The sequence below is a fragment of the Paenibacillus suaedae genome (assembly GCF_032337355.1).
GTDB lineage: Bacteria > Bacillota > Bacilli > Paenibacillales > Paenibacillaceae > Paenibacillus_B > Paenibacillus_B suaedae.
Window position 1 is genome coordinate 524,147 of sequence record NZ_JAVYAA010000001.1, and the last position, 19,183, is coordinate 543,329.

The following is a 19,183-nucleotide window of genomic DNA, read 5'->3' on the forward strand; positions in this document are numbered from 1 at the left end:
TACTTCGGAATAGTGATAAAAAGAAACACGATGTTATAAAATACTCCAAAATAATACCCCCTATTTGATAATTGTGTAAATTAATGTCTGTAATACTGTGTAGGTCAGCAGATATAGTAAATACAGAATATATCAAAGATAAGGTAGGGGTATAAGTGAAGGATGCCAAGAAAATACTCTTCTGCATCACCGTAATGTTTGTTCTTATGGTTGGGGCAAATATTATTAGAGGTGAGAAAGCGCTTGCGCAAGAAGGGAAACAGGAATCACAGCAGGTGTTTATTAATTTGCCTACGGATACGAAGAAGAACGATTACATATATGATACTGACGGGAAATTGATCGCTGCTTTTCTATCAGACGGAACTTATATGTCTTACATTTATGATTCTAACGGAAACCAAACGAATCGGGAAAAAGTGAACCAGTCGATACAACCGACAATCAATTTATCGTCTCATTCCTATGAGATCTATATAAGAGGGATACGAAGTAACGCTGAACAGATCTATTTCCCTACTTGGACAGAGCATAATGGCCAGGATGATACGGAGTGGATCAAGGGAACGAAAGTGTCAGATGGAGTATGGAAGGCGACTGTATTTTTCAAAAATCACGGTATGGAAACAGGCTCTTATATTACTCATATTTATGATGGGGATCGTATGGTTGCATCGACAATTGCTAATGTGGGCATTAACGTGAAAGTGCGCAGTCCACAAAAAGCATCACTGAAGGACGAGTCCTACGATATTTACATAGATGGCGTAGGTGAAAATGTGAATGAAGTTAGGTTTCCAACTTGGACAGAGGCAAATGGCCAAGACGATCTGGAGCAACCTTGGATTAGAGGAATCAATCAAGGCAACGGCACATGGAAAATAACGATACCATTCAAGAAGCATAATTATGAGACAGGAAAGTATATCACACATATTTATAGCTTTGACAAATACAGAAACAACATGATGCTTGGCGGAGCAGAGGTGAATGTGACGGGCGGAACTCAGTATCCGACCGAGACGAATCTATCAAGTGTGTCCTACGATATCACCATCTATGGTTTGGATCATAATACTCAGAAGGTTCAGTTCCCAACGTGGACAGATCACAACGGTCAGGATGATTTGAAGTGGATTGAGGGAAGTAAAGTAGCGAATGGAGTATGGAAAGCAACTGTACTTTATAGTGAGCATAATCAGGAGGCTGGAAGCTATATTACCCATGTCTATGCGGATGGGAAGTTTGTAGATGGTTTTATCGTTACGGTTCGCGGTAACAACGTTCAACTTAGAGCTCCGCAAGAGGTGAAGAAAAGCGATGGTTCATATGAAATTTTTGTAGAAGGAGTTCCTAATAGCATCAATGAAGTCAGATTTCCAACATGGACGGATCACAATGGACAAGATGATCTTGAAAGTCCGTGGGTGAAAGGAGAAAAAGTAAAGCCGGGTGTATGGAAAATCCGAATTCCCTTCGGCAAGCATAATAATGAATCAGGTACATACATAACGCATGTCTACACGGTTGATCAATACGGGAATATGATGGCTGTGGCATGGGTGCATGTTCAGGTAATAGATTGAGTACTCATAAGTATTTTTATATATGATTTCGATCAAAACGGTAATCGTATACGCAGTACTAAACAATGAGATTCGGATGAGGAAGGAATCATATGAAAAAGATACTATCATCACTACTAATATTTCTTGTAACAATGCTGTCAGCGGGTACGAGTTATGCAGGGAACAATGTCATTTATGAATATGACGCAAATGGGAACTTGATTCGAAAATCTGCTGTAAATGTTGCAGAAAGTGGCTATATTCCCACCGAGAAAAAGACGTTTACAGGAAAAGAAAAAGTTGCAATCAATGCCAAGGGAGTTAGCAGTGCTAATAATGCGAAGACAACCGTTCAATTTTGGATGAAGTGGAACGGGAACCAAATCGAGATGCCCTTTAGCTGGGCAAACAGCATGTACGATTTGTACTTTAATGATCGATTATTTGGCTTCAATACAGGCAATGGAGATTTGTATGGAACCTCATCGGATTCAGTAGTTAATAAGTGGGTTCACGTATCTGCAATATTCACGAATGGAGATACATACAAAAACGAGTTGTATATCAATGGCGTTCGACAAACTCTTGTGAAGATAGGGACTGCCTCTAATAGAAATGTTGCAGATAGTGCTTACTTCTCTGGTTGGAATAATGATACCCAATATCAATTTCACGGAAATATAGCAGAGTTGAAAGTCTGGAATCGGGCATTAAATCCAATCGAAATTGAAAGTGAAATGTACAAAACGCCAGCCATCGGCTCCAATTTAATCTATGTGTATTAACGATATGAGATAGGGAGGTGAATTTATGAGGAGTAAAATCATATTCTCGCTTTTTTATGTGCTAGGCGTTTGTATACTGATGTCTCCATGTAGTGCATTTTCACTTAATGGAACAAGGAGGCAATGGAAGCGGAGAGGTATATGTTGCTAATACTCGATTGAAACGAATGAATTAGAATTGATAAGGAGAGATACATTTTGAAAAAATGGTTGTCAATTATTCTCGCATTTGCTTTATTGTTCACCAGCATACCATTGATATCGGCAGAAGATAGGTTATCGATTGATATTCCAAACAAGGAAAATCATCCATCGGTAACTACAAGTGTGTATGATAGCGTATATGGTCCGCACGCAACATTCACGGATTTAAACCCAAACGAGCTTATTACGATTACCTCCTTAACTGAAACCTTTGGCGTGACTAGGGATTGGGTGACAGAGGAACTGTTCAAGGGCTATGAGCTTCATCAAATCTATCAAGGGTTAAAAGCAAAGCAGCAGGGAAAAGACTACGAGCAATTCATGACCAGCACCTATCCGAAGCCTGCTCCAGATCCGATAATCGAGCATCAAGAACAAATGAAGAGTGTATCAGAGGCTGTATACCAAGCCAGCGTAACGGAACAGGTCTATGGGAAAGGGAGTCCGTCGGTGACGGATCAAGTGTATGGATTACGGGAGAAGCGATCGTTAGCCTTCCTTAGCAATAATCTATACGATGAGAAAGCGCTCCGCAATCGACCAATCCGGCTGGATCAAGCACCTTACTCCGTCGGATCCGTTAGCGACCATATCTCGCCTGTAGACGGCTCTTTGCGTGTGGAAGTAACGGATATGGTTATGCCTGGACCGAACGGCATGGATTTTGCGCTGCGGAGAATTTACGACAGTTCCTTGGCGAAAGACGATATCTATGTGAATGAAAACGGTAGAAACAGAACGCGGGAGACCAAGGAGGAAGAAATTTTTCATCTCGGTAAGGGGTGGATTTGGGATATCTCGTATCTAAAGTGGGTTAACAATTATGGCTACATTTATATTTCGGGCGTCGGTACATATGGGCTGGAAGGTGACCGTTTGGTAGGGTATCCGCTCGGCGATTTGGTCTTTATGGAGTCAAATAAGTTATTGCAGTCCGATGAGCGAGCCTCTTATGAGCTCCTCAATAAGACGACGGGAGTCAGCCAATATTTTAATCATATAGGCAATCTCATCTTCATCGAAGACACAGATGGAAACTACATTCAATTCTCATATAAGTATCAGCCGGACATAGGGTGGGTTCTGCATCAGATCAAAAGCTCGACCAGAGACTATCAAGGCAAGAATGAAATGAATATTTCCTACAACGGAAATCATACGGTTACTATTCAAAGCGGAGATCGAAGGGTGATCTATAAGAAAGAAAGAGTCAAAAAAATAAAGAACGATTATCTGTACCGGGAGCAGGATATTTTAACAGAAGTGATCGATCCAATGGGCCGCTCGACCAAGTATGATTATGGCGTATGGAAGCCCTTATTTTTTAATTTAGTCAGCTCGTATTCAGAAATACCTGAAGGATCTGAAGCATACAGGGTAAATTGGGGAGAGAACGAGGTTATCGCACTTGGCGTAATAGAGCATCCGACCAAAGCCATTACGGAATACGGATTTGATGGCGCGATTAAACGGAAAATCGGAGATTTCGCGGAGGAACGTGTGGTGCGATATAAATCTCGCCGCAGTTACTATAGTTCATCCCAATATACACAAAAGAATGAATTGACCCTTAAATATACAATGGATCATAGTAACGTGAAAGATAGAGCGGGGATTGGTGATGGAGGAAAGTACATCGAGCAGGATTTTAGGTTTTCTGTGGATGTGTACGATAAATACAAAACGACGACCTATACGTACGAGAAGCAGTTTGTTGCGTACGATAAACCTTCGGCAATCTATAACACGAAAACGGAAGTTAAGGATCTACAGACAAATGATAGACAGGTGTTCAATTATGCATATGACAGATTCCGAAGGAATCCGAATCCGACCCGGATTGAAGAGACGCATTATCAAGAGGGATATGCATCTGCGCCTCGTATTACTACGCGTGAGTATGATTATTGGGGACAACTGACTTCGGAAACGAATCCGATCGGCATAACAAGCCGTTATGAGTACAGAGACGTAGTAGAGAATAAGCTGTTCCGCATGAAGAGTAGTAGTGTGCCGATGGATCAGGGAATGACGCTGAGCTCTGAATATGAATACGATCGATATCGCGGGGGATTGAAGCAGGCCATTTCCAAAAATGATCGAGGCGAAATTGTCCAACAATTGAACTATGAGTATGACTATGCCGGCAACCCGATTAAGATTCGGATTAAGGGAGATGTCGGGGAAACAACCATTTATCAAGACTTCAGCCCTAAATTCAAGAGCATGTATCTGAGCGGACAAGCCGTAGAGGTAAAGAACGTAGAGGGCAAGAATGAACTCGTCAAAAGTCAGATGGAATATATTCCGGAGAGTGGGCTGCCAACGAAATATACAGACGGTAACGGAAACCAGACCTCCTATACGTATGACAAGCTGGGACGAATTACCGCCGAAATTCATCCCGACGGAACGAAGACGACCGTCGTATATGATGATCAGAACAATAAGATGTTCATTACCAATCCGAACGGGCTGCAAATCGAGAAACATTTCGATCCGCTCGGCAACCTGATTGCTGAAACGAATGGGCGAGGCATGGCTCAGCACACGTATGATGAGAACGGCCGGTTGATTCGCAAAGGGGACTTTAACGGATCCGTGATTCAATACGAGTATGACGCCTGGGATCGGATTATTAAGGAGAAATTTGGTTCCAGATCGAACCGCGTTGTCTATAACGATGCGGCAAACACCAAGACAACCTTCGACGGGGAAAATAATGGAATGCGTGAAACGTACGACATTATGGGCAGAGTCATCAAGAAGGAAGAAATCAAGTCGTCGGGTCAAGAAGTTTTGTTAGCTCGTTATGAATATGACTATGCGGGGAACGTTAAGGTAGCTTACGACGGAAACCATAATGTGACGAAATACGAGTATGATGTACTCGGGCGCCTGATCGCCGTTACAGATGCTGAAGGGAAGACGACGCGGTATCGGTATAATCTGTCGGGCGATATGGTCGAAGTCAAGTATGCGGACGGAAATACCGTGCAGAAGCGGTATGACGGCATCGGCCGTCTGCTGGAGCAAACTGATCCGAACAAGCAAGGCAAACGCTTCTATTATGACGGCAACGGCAGCGTGATCAAGAGCATTGATCGGAAGGGACAGATTCAACAGTTCGATTACAATAGCCGGGGCTTCCTGACGGCCGTCGTTGCGCCGGACGAAAGAGTTTCGTATAGCTATGACGCGACAGGCAAACGGACGACAATGACGGATCAGACAGGGACAACAAGCTATACGTATTATCCGTCGGGTGAACTCGCATCCATTACGTATCCGGACAAGACGGTGTTGTCATTGAATTACGAGAAGCGGGGATTGCGCGAAGAGCAAGCTATAGCGTCGGGCGCCTACCGTCTGGCAAGTCAAACGGAGCGACTCTTCTCGATTTCAGTGCCAAGGAGCATGAGAGTAATGGATGGCACCGTAGGAGAGCTGGCTCGATTTGAATATTCGTATGATGACTCCTATCGGATTGCTGATTTGAAGTCTTCGAGCGGACTGAATGAAGTCTATTCCTATGATGGAATGAACAGGACGGGCATCCAGCAGAAGCAAGGAGATGCGTTGTTTGGAAACTACAGCTATACCTATGATAACAATCGCAACATCATAGCGAAGAATGATAACGGAGCGTTCTTCCAGTTCAGCTACGATCAACTGAATCGAATCAAGACCTCAAGCCAATTCAATGAGGCCTATACGTACGATCAACGAGATAACCGCAGCACTTTGCAAAGCGATCAGGCACCGAACATCAAGGGAGCAAGCTACGCATACGACAGCCGTAACCGCCTGACCCAAGTAACGACGGAGGACGGCAAAGCCGTCAGCTACCGCTATAATGGGGATAACCTTATGGTAGAACGAACCGAAGGGGGCGTAACGACCCGCTATTACTATGATGATCGGGCAAAGATTGTAGCAGAAGGTAAGGTAGAAGCGAATGGCAGCGTCACGATTACCGCATCCTATGTCCATGACGACTACGGCAAGCTGCTGGCTCGTCAGATTCCGGGACAAGGCATGCAATACTACGTATCCAACGGACACGGCGACATTACCGAAATTCGGGATGCGCAAGGAAATGTACTAAACCGCTATACGTACGATATCTGGGGCAATCCAGTGGTACAGGAGGAACAGGTTCCAAACATTTTCCGCTACTCGGGCGAATATTGGGACGCAGCAACGAATCTGCAATATTTGCGCGCAAGATGGTATGATCCAAGTGTAGGGCGGTTTATTAATGAGGATACGTATGAAGGGGATATCAAGAACCCGCTGAGTTTGAATTTGTATGCGTATGTGGCAAATAATCCTCTTATCTATAGTGATCCAACAGGTCATGAGTATGGTAAAGTTGCTGATTTTGTTAATGATTTTGGGGGAACTATTGTTCATGGAAAGGAAACCATAGGATATAATGTGACCTTTAAATTTGCCAATGGTATTTCGAAAAATGAAACAGTCATCGGTAATACAATGCCACAATATCTTGTATCAAAAGATACTCAAGTTATTTATAAACCTATATTAAGAAAATATGCTGATATAAGTATTACTGGAAGCACGCAAAGATTTTACTATGATGAAAATAAAATAGTAAATGGAAACATGTATGCCGAGCGTGCTGATTTTTATGAGAAGATGGGGGCTTCATTTAGAGCGGTTAGGTACTCATTTGAGAAGTCAGAATCACAAGCTACGGTTGAAAACTTTATTTCAGGATTTTATGTTAACTATGTTTTAGGTATCACTACGGGTGGGGTAAAAGCGGGTATTTGGGTGGCTACTACTCTGGCTGCAACAGAACATTCGGGGCTAACTGGATTCACACCAAAGACAGAGTCGGGCACATTTAATAGAGAAGTATACTGGCTTTACAATAAAAAGGGAGGTGTATTCTCTATGTTCCAGATTGATATTGCCCCGTCAGGTAAAGTAGAGCACAAGCACTACTTCAAGTAAACATCAATAACATCATAAAACTAAATGTCACTACAATTGAATCTAAATTACAAAAGGATAAATGAGAGGAGGATAGATTATCTATTGCGAAAATTAAGATGCTCTCAATGTAATAATCCGATTCCATTGAAATGGCTAATTTTTGGTGGACAATGGAAGGCGTATAAATGTAAATGTTCACAGTTGTATGTATGGCCTTGGAAAAGAGAAGTTTATTTTTATACTAGTTTTATTACTGGTATATTGTTGAGTTATTATCTGGATGCTTTCTACGGTGATAAACTAAAAAAATACATTATGGATGAAGTAAAAAATATCGTTGTTACTAGATTTCTATTGTTCATAATCACAGTAATGTTTATTTTGTTATTTGTATTTTTATCTTATTTTGTTACCCCAAAGGTATATAAATTAAAAGAAGGTACAGATGGCGATAAACAGTTATAGTGATGAATAAGGCTGTTAATAAATCTTTAACTTAGTCTCCAATAGTAATAATTATGTAAAACCACAATGCGACTAACCATCGTATTGTGGTTCTTTTCTTTGGTAGATGCCCCCACCCAGTGCCGAATGAATCGGTCGGCATGTCCCGAAAGAACCTAACCCTTATCAACCCCGTATGATATTTTTCTTATACGGTTGTGCGCACATATAAGTGTTGAATAATATCCCCCTTCATCACAAACCTCTTTCATTGTCATAACTCCGTAATTATCAGATACCACCGTGTTTTGATGCAACTACCTTACCTTCGCTTTCTCATGGTTTTTCCGAAATAAAATGAGATTGTAAATAAAATCGAAACGAACAGTCCTTCCAAGTGGATAGGAGGGCGAGAAAGAGAATATCGCAACTTAAGGGGTACATAGTCCGACTACTATAGTGAACAGACAATCTGGTAATGGTTGTTGCCCGGAATCAATCCATTACTAATTAAACTCCAAAGAGAGAGCGCGAATTCGATTGTTGAAAGTTCAGGAGGCTTTGTATATACGTTTGAAATAACATATATTAACTGGTGCAATATAGGAATACGTAATAGAGTAGCAATAAATATCTTGCGAGGTTGAATTAGAAAGGTGAGAAAAAGAATGAATTGGCTAGCACGCCAGAAAAAACGCATCATTTTGTTGATGTGTGTAAACTTATGTACCTGCTATATGGTATTACAGAGTGGAGTCATCCAAGCCTCTGCTGCAAATGTTGAAAGTAAGTATTCCTATGATGAGGCTGGACGGTTAAATGATGCTCAATCCACTGCTGGTCAAAGTATAGACTACGTATACGATAACAACGGGAACATAACGCATAAGCTTTCTACTCTCCATTTTAGTGGGGGTGATCAGAGCTTGATGCAAAATTTGGCGGTAAATCAAACATCGGAGGCTAAAAATACGGTAGAGTTCTGGATGAAATGGGATGGTACTAATTCCGTCATGCCGTTCTCATGGAATACCCATTATGCACTTTGGTTTGCGGACGGATATTTTGGATTTAATACGGGCGAAAGCAATATTACTGGTATACCATCGGATCAGTTAAAAGACAAGTGGGTGCATGTTGCAGCAATCTTCTATAACGGTGTACCTAATACGACAGATAATGAATTATATATTAATGGCGTAAAGCAGAACATAGCAGCTGTTAAGGGAATGACAACGTATCCAGTTTCGGCAACCCCGAAAGCCTTTATATCAGGTAACAGCGATAAGAACCTATACCGATTTGGCGGTAAAATAGGTGAGGTACGAATATGGAATTATCCATTGTCTCAAGAGGAAGTACAGGCAAATAGAGATCAAGTATTGCTGTTGAGAGAGCCTGGATTGGTGGAGTATAGGAAGCTAGGACGTGTTCCTGCTAGTAAAGATTTCAAGAGAAAAGAACAATTAATGTTGAATAATATTTCAGCTAATAACAAAGCTGGTGCTAAGAATACTGTTGAATTTTGGATGTATTGGGACGGAACTAATTCTGTCATGCCGTTTTCATGGAATACCCATTATGCACTTTGGTTTGCAGACGGATATTTTGGATTTAACACTGGTGAAAGCAACATTATAGGCATATCTTCGGCCACATTACGTAATCGTTAGGTGCACGTAGCTGCAACTTTCTATAACGGTTTACCTATCGCGGTTGATAATGAATTATACATTAACGGTGTAAAGCAAAATTTAGCCGCAGTTAAAGGAAATACGTCCTATTCTGTTGCAGCGACGACGTCAGCGTTCATATCAGGAAACAGCGATAGAGCCTATACCGATTTGCGGGTAAGCTTGGTGAGATGAGAATTTGGAATTACAGGCTTTCACCATCTGAAGTGCAGGCTAACATATATAAGGTGATTTCAGGCAAGGAATCTGGGTTGGTTGAGCATTGGAAAGCTCATTCTTAATCCTAAAATACATGACAGCATCTTCAGGGAATAGCGCGCCCCAAAACTTGATTACATATTAATGGTTGGGGCATGTATTCTTTGTATGCTGTTTTTACGAATTCTTCCGCTTCTTACGTAGACAGCTATTCCGATAATCTAGCAGGAAGATGGCTCTTTTACTTTCTTGGCTGTCCTGTAGAGTTGAGAGTAGAAGTTTAATTAAATCACAAATAAGGATGGTTGCTATTAATGCTGCGTCATATTCATATGATCGTAAAATGTATTGTTTGTACTTGTTTGTTGGTCGCGCTGGCTTCGCTAATACAGCATTCAGCAGATGCTAAAGAGTCTTCTAAACTAAATATTGAGTTAGGTTCAACGAGTGATAAAGTTAGAAAATGGGGAATGCTTTCTCCGAATATCGGACATCGTACTGGTAAAGTACAAGGAGATGATTGGATAGCTATAGCTCCAGAAGATAAGCAAGAATTTTTAGTTTTTGGACCTTATGTAGATGATCTAGATATAGGAGAATGGACTGCAACGTGGTCTATGAAGGTGTCCAGTAGTATAAATGCTTCCTCTAAAATTGCTCGGTTGGAAGTTTATGATCCTGATTCTAATGAGGTATTGGCTTTTCAAGAGCTTACAGGCTATCAATTATCTAAATCTCAGAGCTATCAGGATTTTTACTTGAAGTTTATGAAAACAAAACCAAAACAACGATTGGAATTTAGGGTTTTCTGGTATGGAGAAACCACACTTCAAGTGAATCATGTGGCTGTCCATCAAGCAGCAAAATTGGATTTTATAAAATCATGGAAGATGTCCGATCCTGCACTCGGTCACAGAATTGGCAGAGCAGATGGAGAGGGTTGGTCAGCCAATATGCAGCAGGATAAGGAAGGTTTTTTAAGCTTTGGACCTTATGTGAAGAATCTCCCGCTAGGAGCATGGAAGGTAAGCTTCCCATTGATAATCGATAACAACTCTGCGGATAATGCGAAAATAGTTCGCTTGGAAGTCTATGATCCCGATGCAGATGAGATTTTATCGTCACGGGAAGTGACGAGGCAGCAATTCCTCTATTCTAATGTAACGCAGTATTTCGAGCTTCCATTTGACAATATATCAACGGATTGCCGATTAGAGTTCCGGATTTACTGGTACGGGGTAGCCAAGGTTACGGCCAAAGATATATCCATAGGCAAATCTACAAATATAGTCTATAAGAAAACATGGAGTTTATCAGAGCCTGTGATTGGGCACGGAACTGGTAGATTAGATGAAGAGGGCTGGTCAGCGAATACGCAGCAAGATAGCGAAGGATTTCTGACTTTTGGACCCTACGTAAAGGATGTACCTGTAGGAACATGGGAAATCAATTGGCCATTAATGATCGACAATCATTCGGCAGATAACGCAATAGTAGTTCGTTTAGAGGTGTTTGATGTTGATGCCGATGAGATCCTATCCTTCCGTGAGATCGGACGGCAAGAATTTGAGCGTCCGTATGAATATAAAAGTTTTAATTTGAGATTCGTCCAAGTAAACCCGAGTCACCGATTGGAGTTCCGGACCTATTGGTATGGCAATGCATTTATCAAAATGAGGAACCTTCAAATGAAGGGAACGTATCCAAGTTCATTCGGGAAAGCGTGGAATATGTCTGATCCGGCAATGGGGCATAGAACAGGAAAGCTTATTGAGAATGCATGGGTTGTGGAGCCTCAACAGGATCAATCAGGATATATGAGTTTCGGGCCATATGAAAAAGGTATGGAAATCGGGACATGGATAAGCACTTGGTCGATGAAATTAAAGAATAGCAGTGATAGCAAAGATCCTGTCGTAAGGCTTGACATATACGATACTGATACAGGAGAGATTATTCAGCAGAAGGATGTATATCAAGAGCAGTTTATTATCAATCATTTTCAAGATTTAAATGTTCAATTCAGAAATGAACATCCGGGGCACGCACTGGAATTCAGAGTTTACTGGTATGGAAAACATCCTGTTGAATTGAAAAGCATTAAAGTAAACAAAACAAGGGTTTTGGATGAATACGTGTATGATAAAAATGGTCGCTTGATGCAGTGGATCGGGGCTGATGGCAGGAACAAATACTATCGTTACGATAAGAACGGAAATATATTAAGGGTTATAGATATGGAATAATGGGATATGGACTCCAGTGTACTTGATGAACAGAACAACTAACTTATAGAAACAAAGAAGGCTCATGGACTCGTGGGCCTCTTTGCTATAGGTAACTTTTAAATTGGTTGTTTCTACTTCTTGAATCTTTAATAACTGAGAGAGAGACTACCGAAACAGCCAAGTCATACAAGGGGAAATTAACAAAGGCTTGCCCGGTAATACCATTGGAACATAATTATTTCAATTGAACACTAAACATAATATGGTTCTCAGCTATACAAATAGAGGATATAATGAAAGCCATTGAAATTGACAATTTTTTTAGGTGTATTGTAATTAAACAGTGAGAAGAGTTTGGGTTTTACAAATAGGGAAAAGGGGAATGTAGAATATGATTCGTTTTAGACCATCGAAATTCATGCTCGTGCTAGTTCTAATAAGTCTTACATTGCTAACATTCAGTCAAACTAAAGGATTTGCCGCAGAGAAAATGGCGGTAAATGTTTATGATAGTTCCGGGCGGCTAGTAAATTCGAAGCTAGCGGATGGAACCGTTGTAGAATATCAATATGACGTGAATGGAAATCTACTACAGAAAAACTTCAATATGTTAATGAACTCCGGATTTGAAATCTATACGGGAAAGAATGGAGTCGCAGATAACTGGGGAGATTGGAAATCTGCAGGAGTAAAAGCCAATTACCAAGTTGTTACTGCTCCCGTATCTAGTGGTAAGCATGCTCAACAAATGAAAATTTCCAACATGCAGAAAGATGGAGGGGCTAATTTTTTTCAAGACATATCAGTAAGCGATGGTCAACTCTATACATTAAGCAGTCAAATCGCAATAACCAATCTAAACAAAGCAAAATTAATAGTAAACATGCATTATTTTGATAATAATAATAGTTTTATCGGAAGCGAGACGGTGTTTGAATATGGAGGAAACGTAAGTTGGCTGAGTATAAATGAGAAGGTACAACCCGTAGCCAAGACAGTGCGAGCCAGACTTCATTTTACTATTATAGCCTTAGACAGCGATGCCTCTGGAATCGTAACGGTAGACTCTGTGGCATTCCAAAAAGGGGAGCGGAGCAATTTACTCATCAATCCCGGATTTGAGACAAATACAAGAACGAGTGGGGTTGCAGATGGCTGGGGCAATTGGGAATCTGCAGGGGTACCAGCCAATTACCGAGTAGTTACCTCCCCGGTGTCCAGTGGTAAGCATGCACAGCAAATGGCTATATCTAATATACCTAAAGATGGAATGCATACGTTTTTCCAAGACGTAGCCGTAACAGGTGGTCAGCCTTATACATTAAGTGGTCAAATTGCGACAGAAAATCTAAGCAAAGCCAAAGTTCAGGTCATTATGCATTATTTTGACGTTAACAATAATTTTATCGGATATGAAACACCTTTTGAATATAGCGGGAACACGGTGTGGTTAAGCATTAATGAACAAGTGCGTCCCGTAGCCAAGGCAGTACGAGCCAGAGTTCATTTTAATGTTCTAGCGGTTGACAACAATGCATCAGGAATCGTAAAGGTGGACTCCGTGACATTCCAAAAAGGGGAGCAGAGCAATTTGCTCATCAATCCCGGATTTGAGACAAATACAAGAACGAGTGGGGTTGCAGATGGCTGGGGCAATTGGGAATCTGCAGGGGTACCAGCCAATTACCGAGTAGTTACCTCCCCGGTGTCCAGTGGTAAGCATGCACAGCAAATGGCTATATCTAATATACCTAAAGATGGAATGCACACGTTTTTCCAAGACGTAGCCGTAACAGGTGGTCAGCCTTATACATTAGGCAGTCAAATTGCAATTACAAATCTAAGTAAGGCTAAGTTTCAGGTCATCATGCACTATTTTGACGTTAATAATAATTTTTTAGGAAATGAAACGCCATTCGAGTACAGTGGTAACACGAGCTGGAAGAGTGTTCAGGTACAAGTAAAGCCACCAGCTCATACGGTGCGAGCTAGAGTCCATTTTAATCTCTTAGCACTAGAAGACAAGGCCTCCGGGACAGTAACCGTAGATTCCGTCATCTTTCAACGGAAAAAGTAAAACATGAGACATATTGAAAATAAGCCTCGCAATAAATCAAGAAAAAGAAGGATGGTCGCGAACCATCCTTCTTCAAGTTTCTGTAACCAGACTGTTGTTTGGCATTACTTCTTTACAAGTGAAATTGCATCGGCATAAGCCTCTCCGACAGCATCCGAATCGGCTACTACCCTTACAATAATCTTCGTCGTATTCGGCTTTGTGCGTATCTTAACAGAAGCTTGTCCCCACTGTCCTTTCTGAGAAACCAATACTGCATCCCCATCAAATACACCGATATTTTGATTGTCGAATTCATAGGTGTCCACGTAGAAGCTTCCTTGCTTCAAGTTGTTGTAAATGTTAGCTCGCAGCTCATACTCAGTATTTGGTTTAACCGGTATGAAGTAGCTGTCACTGGAAGTACCAAGTATGGGAATATCCGAATAAAAGCGAATGCTATGTGAGCCTTCATGCGACAAATGTGCTGAGATGGCCATAGTCGGGCTGAAATTCCAGAAATAAGTTCCCTGCTCGAAGCTTGCGTTCGGAAGCAAGTTATTTGTTTTCATTTTTTTAAGCAGGTTCCCATTGGTGTCATAGGCGTATTCGATTCGGTAATCTGTATGCAGTACATCAAACAACTGATTTGCCGAGTTATATGTATAATAATGATTTGCAATAGAGGGCTTAGGGATATGAGCTACTTTGACTTCCTTTTTAATCATATCGCCAAACCATGCAACACCATCCTGAACCATTCGCCAGTCGGTAACCATTACTCCTTCATGGGCGGGAGCAACCATGTTGAAAGTAAATGTCACGGTATCGCCGTATTTTACAGTGCCACCGTTAGAAATGACGTGTCTGCCAATGGCAAATGGATCACTATCGTCAACGGCTCCGAGGCGAACGGCGGTTGCTTCCGACCATTCTCTTTTCCCTGTATTTTTGACCGTAACCGATACCTCATGCGTAGAGCCTGGTAGCATCGAATCTGGAATGGTATTCGAGACGATCTGGGCGCTTAAATCTTGGGAAGGTGCGATGCTGAGATCGTCAAAGTAGCTTCTGAAATACCCGGTCTCCGAAGCCTCGTGGTCGTCATAGGCGACAAGTACTTCCTTAATTGTTTTTCCTGTGTGTGGAGATAAATCGACCTCGACTTGAACCCACTGATTTAATGGATCATTCCGATATGCAGGGTGCATTCGCTGCCCTCTTGTATCTGTAATGCCGCTATCTCGCAAAGTAGAACCATCCTCGAACACGAGATCAATCGCCATTCTTTTACTTTGTGTATACTGGTAGTGATAGACCCAATAGGATAATTTCATTCCTTCGTGGATACTTAAGTTCAAATTCGTATATAGCTTGAAGTAAATGAAGCTGTTCTCCGAATTGCTCTTGTCTTGACCAGCGACGCGGTAATATCCAACTCCACTATGAGGCTGGATCCCCAGTTCGCCATTCACAGTAGAGGCCTCAGGAGGAATTGTTGAATAATAACCTCCGACATTGGCACTATATGCTGTTACCATTCCAAGGCTATCATTATCGTGGCTTTCGAACGTATTACTCAACAAACGCCTCTGTCCATTGTCCGCCATCGCATTTGGAATAAGACAAGCAAATAATAAGAGAAAAGCGATAGCCATTTTAGACACTTTAATCATCAGAACATTAGAACCCCCTATATAGTTAGTAAGTAAATTCATTGTAAATTTTAATATGATTATTGGAAAGAGTCGAGTCGAATGCGTTCCATTTTCTTTTTCTATTGTGGGAAATAATAACTGTTAAATAAGTCTTATGGGAAATATACTAAATACTTAGGCCAGATAAGGGGATGGATGTTGTGAAGCTACCTTTCAAAAGTTATTTAATGGGTATAGTGACGATAATGTTAAGTTTCTTTCTGATTTCAAGCGCCGCTAATGCTAGTCCCACAGAAAAAGTGTTCTTGAATCAAGAAAGCTTTAAACGAGGTGCGTATGGAAATACAAAAGTTGCAACGGCTTTGGGGACTGTTGCTAATCAGGTAAACAGTAGCTCATATTCCAATATGGTTGACATAAATGGTGGTTTCGAGAAGGACTCCAACCATAATCAGTTACCTGATTTTTGGGAAGTTGTTTGGAGAAATGGGGTGAGTTCGAATTCGTACGCAATCTTAGCTCCATACGAACCAGTAGAGGGGAAACTTCATTATCGATTATACAATGGTGACAACGATGCACAATCTTATCAGTATGTGCTATCTGATCAGATTCCTGTTACGGGTGGATCAGCTTATACAACTAAAGCATTTCTAAGATATTATTTGCCTGTGGGACGAGCTGAGATGAGCATTATCCAAGCAGACGCTCAAGGGAATAACAATGGGGAAATTCATTACACCTACAATAACGGCGGATGGAAATGGAATGAAAAAAACAATAGTTTTGTTCTAAATCCAGACACCAAGTTTATCCGCATCCGATTTGGAGTTGGTGGCGAAGTCGGTGCTTATTTTGGATGTTGATAAGGTGGAGTTAACTCAGATTGATATGAACGAGGGATTTGAGAAAGACGAGAATTCTAACAATTTACCTGATTTTTGGGAGACAGTATGGAGGAACGGTACCAGCACAAACCCATTTGCTACAATTGCCCCATATGAACCTGTAGATGGGAAATATCATTATCGATTATTCAATGGATTAGATGATAAGGACTCTTTTATGTATGCTTTATCAGATCCTATTCCCGTCCTTGGGGGAGCTGCGTATGAATTTAGTTCCTACTTGAGATATTATTTGCCTGAAGGACAAGCTGTAGTCAGTATTATACAAATAGATGACAAGGGGAATAACGTAGGAGAAATTCATAACGGATATAGAAATGGAGCTTGGAGCTGGAAAGCACATTATACTCGGTTTGTTGTTCAGCCGAATGTTGCATCCATTCGCATCCGGTTTGCGGTGGGTGGGGAAGTTGGGGCTTATTTGGACATGGATCAAGTAAGGCTACGACTACTTAACACTCAAGGAAATCTTAATATAGTTCATTACGAATATAATCAAAGTAATGAAGTAAAGCGAATCATCTATCCAAATGGAAAGATTGTTGAAATAGAGTATGATGCCAATGGCAATCAGGTACAGAGAAAGATAGTTAAAGAATAGTTACATCATAATACTGCTAAAATATATCGTGAGTTGTTGATATAAGATTATAGAGTCATCAAACCTCCATTATTTACAAATAAATGCTAACAAATAATAAGTGTGCAGTAGGGAAAATAATGCTACTATATGAATCCATGAGCATATGAAAATTAGTATTATAGTTCTTTTAGATTCCTTTAGAATCAAGTATTAATTATATAAAAAAGGAGGGTTCAGGATTATTTTGCGATCAAAAGGAGCATTTATCAAAATTACGGTAATACTTGCATTCTTCATTCTTATTTTTATTTATAGCGAGAATAGCATATTTGCTCAACAAGACAAAAATACATATGTATCTAGTAAAGACTACAGTTCCATTCAAGGGGAGAATCAATGGTTTTATCAGGAATGGAATGGGAAACAGTATGTTGATTTGAAGTGGAATGAATCTGAACGACTATGGAGGGGGAGTCATCCTTTTACGATGATTGCAGCAAATGTTAATCATCCAGATGAAACAGATGTTGTAAGGAAATGGGTAGCGCCCAAAAGTGGGTTGATACGCATAAATGGACGCGTTGCTAAGAGTAATCCCGGATGTGGGGACGGCGTAAGAGTAGAGATTCGGAAAAATACGAGATTACTTTGGACGACCCATATCGAGTATAACGACATCGACGGGGTAACGTCGAACTACGAGACGCACATTAACTCTGGTGAAGCACTTTACTTTATCATAAACAAGGGAGAACAGAACAATTATTGTGACAGTACATATTGGGATCCAAGCATCACGTATCTAGACGCGAACACTTCATTAGCCTATTCTGCCTCTGAAGGATTTAGTGGCGTTCAAGGACAGAACAATTGGTATTATGAAGAAGGCAAGGATGGGGCTTTTTCCTTTCTAAATTGGGATGAGAAGGAAGAGGTGTGGAAGGGGGGGAATCAATATTCGCTCATAGGTCGTTCTTTTCAACATCCAACCGATCTAAGCTCTGTACGAACTTGGATCGCACCGGAATCCGGACTGATCCGAATTTCGGGAAGGGTGGCCAAAGCGAACACGAAGTGCGGAAATGGAATCATTGCATCCATCCAGAAAAACAACAAAGTCGTATGGTCGGCGCCTGTTCGATTTGATGATGCAGAAGGCCTCCAAGTCCAACATGATATGACCGTTCATGTAGATGATAAGTTGCGTTTTCTAGTAGCTTCGAATGACAATGCGGATTGTGACGGTACATCATGGGATCCGCATATCACTTATATGGCACCAATAGCTGATCTAACTTACTCATCCGTTTCTGGATTTAGTCCGGCACAAGGGCAGTCTAATTGGTATTATCAAGAATTGGAAGGCTCCAAATATGAGGATATGGAATGGGACTCTAGCGAAAAACTGTGGAGAGGAAAATATCCGTTTTCGATCATTACACATAATATGCAGCATCCCGATAAGTCTGATTCCGTCCGAAAATGGGTGGCTCCAAAGTCAGGCTCGGTGCGTGTGAGCGGACATGCAGCCAAAAGTAATACAGCATGTGGGGATGGTGTCAAAGCAACCATTTTAAACGGCTTCACTCCCATTTGGCAGGCGAAGCTGGATTATAACAATGATGCTGGAGTGGATCATGATATCGTACTGCCGATAAGCGAAGGCGGGGTTTTATATTTTGTAATTAATACGAACGGTACTAATCAATGCGATAGTACGAATTGGACGATATCCATCCATTATGATACTGAAGCACGTGCGACGATATATTCATACGATGCCGGCAACAAGATGGAAACGATAACATATCCAGACGGTAGAATCATTTATCATTACTATGATGCAAATGGCAACTTAATTAGGCGTGAAAAGAGAAAGTGAATGATGTAAT

Annotated in this window: 11 protein-coding genes; 10 read left to right on the plus strand and 1 reads right to left on the minus strand. The window is 41.1% G+C overall.

Features of this window, described 5'->3' with window-relative positions:
• Nucleotides 1-155 precede the first annotated feature (155 nt).
• The 7 genes from RQP50_RS02315 to RQP50_RS02345 all read left to right on the plus strand — a co-directional run bounded on the left by RQP50_RS02315 (nt 156) and on the right by RQP50_RS02345 (nt 14,163).
• Nucleotides 156-1,586 carry a GBS Bsp-like repeat-containing protein gene (locus RQP50_RS02315; RefSeq protein WP_315742933.1) on the plus strand — a complete coding sequence of 477 codons (1,431 nt, stop codon included), beginning with the start codon at nt 156-158 and terminating at the stop codon, nt 1,584-1,586.
• 92 nt (nt 1,587-1,678) lie between these two features.
• Nucleotides 1,679-2,353 (plus strand): LamG domain-containing protein, encoded by a 675-nt coding sequence (locus RQP50_RS02320; protein WP_315742935.1) that lies wholly within the window; start codon nt 1,679-1,681, stop codon nt 2,351-2,353.
• Between the two features lie 198 nt (nt 2,354-2,551).
• The gene (locus tag RQP50_RS02325) at nt 2,552-7,540 is read left to right on the plus strand and encodes an RHS repeat-associated core domain-containing protein (RefSeq protein WP_315742936.1); all 4,989 of its coding nucleotides are present in this window, start codon (nt 2,552-2,554) and stop codon (nt 7,538-7,540) included.
• A gap of 84 nt (nt 7,541-7,624) precedes the next feature.
• Nucleotides 7,625-7,987, plus strand: a complete 363-nt coding sequence (locus tag RQP50_RS02330; RefSeq protein ID WP_315742938.1) for a hypothetical protein — start codon at nt 7,625-7,627, stop codon at nt 7,985-7,987.
• Between the two features lie 647 nt (nt 7,988-8,634).
• A complete protein-coding gene (locus RQP50_RS02335; RefSeq protein WP_315742940.1) occupies nt 8,635-9,639 on the plus strand; it encodes a LamG domain-containing protein in 1,005 nt (334 codons plus the stop codon).
• Between the two features lie 533 nt (nt 9,640-10,172).
• Nucleotides 10,173-12,104 (plus strand): RHS repeat domain-containing protein, encoded by a 1,932-nt coding sequence (locus RQP50_RS02340; protein ID WP_315742942.1) that lies wholly within the window; start codon nt 10,173-10,175, stop codon nt 12,102-12,104.
• Nucleotides 12,105-12,477: 373 nt separating this feature from the next.
• Nucleotides 12,478-14,163 (plus strand): hypothetical protein, encoded by a 1,686-nt coding sequence (locus RQP50_RS02345; RefSeq protein ID WP_315742944.1) that lies wholly within the window; start codon nt 12,478-12,480, stop codon nt 14,161-14,163.
• 104 nt (nt 14,164-14,267) lie between these two features.
• On the opposite strand, the gene RQP50_RS02350 is transcribed toward RQP50_RS02345, so the two are convergent.
• Entirely contained in the window at nt 14,268-15,818 is a 1,551-nt protein-coding gene (locus tag RQP50_RS02350; RefSeq protein ID WP_315742946.1) for an NBR1-Ig-like domain-containing protein, read from the minus strand.
• 182 nt (nt 15,819-16,000) lie between these two features.
• Between RQP50_RS02350 and RQP50_RS02355 the strand changes: the two genes are divergently transcribed.
• The 3 genes from RQP50_RS02355 to RQP50_RS02365 all read left to right on the plus strand — a co-directional run bounded on the left by RQP50_RS02355 (nt 16,001) and on the right by RQP50_RS02365 (nt 19,173).
• A complete protein-coding gene (locus RQP50_RS02355; RefSeq protein WP_315742948.1) occupies nt 16,001-16,666 on the plus strand; it encodes a hypothetical protein in 666 nt (221 codons plus the stop codon).
• Nucleotides 16,647-17,309, plus strand: coding sequence for a hypothetical protein (locus RQP50_RS02360; RefSeq protein ID WP_315742950.1), 663 nt, complete (start codon nt 16,647-16,649; stop codon nt 17,307-17,309). Before RQP50_RS02355 ends, RQP50_RS02360 begins: the two co-directional genes overlap by 20 nt.
• Before the next feature lie 226 nt (nt 17,310-17,535).
• Complete coding sequence (locus tag RQP50_RS02365) at nt 17,536-19,173, plus strand: hypothetical protein (protein WP_315742952.1); 1,638 nt, start codon at nt 17,536-17,538, stop codon at nt 19,171-19,173.
• Nucleotides 19,174-19,183: the final 10 nt, after the last annotated feature.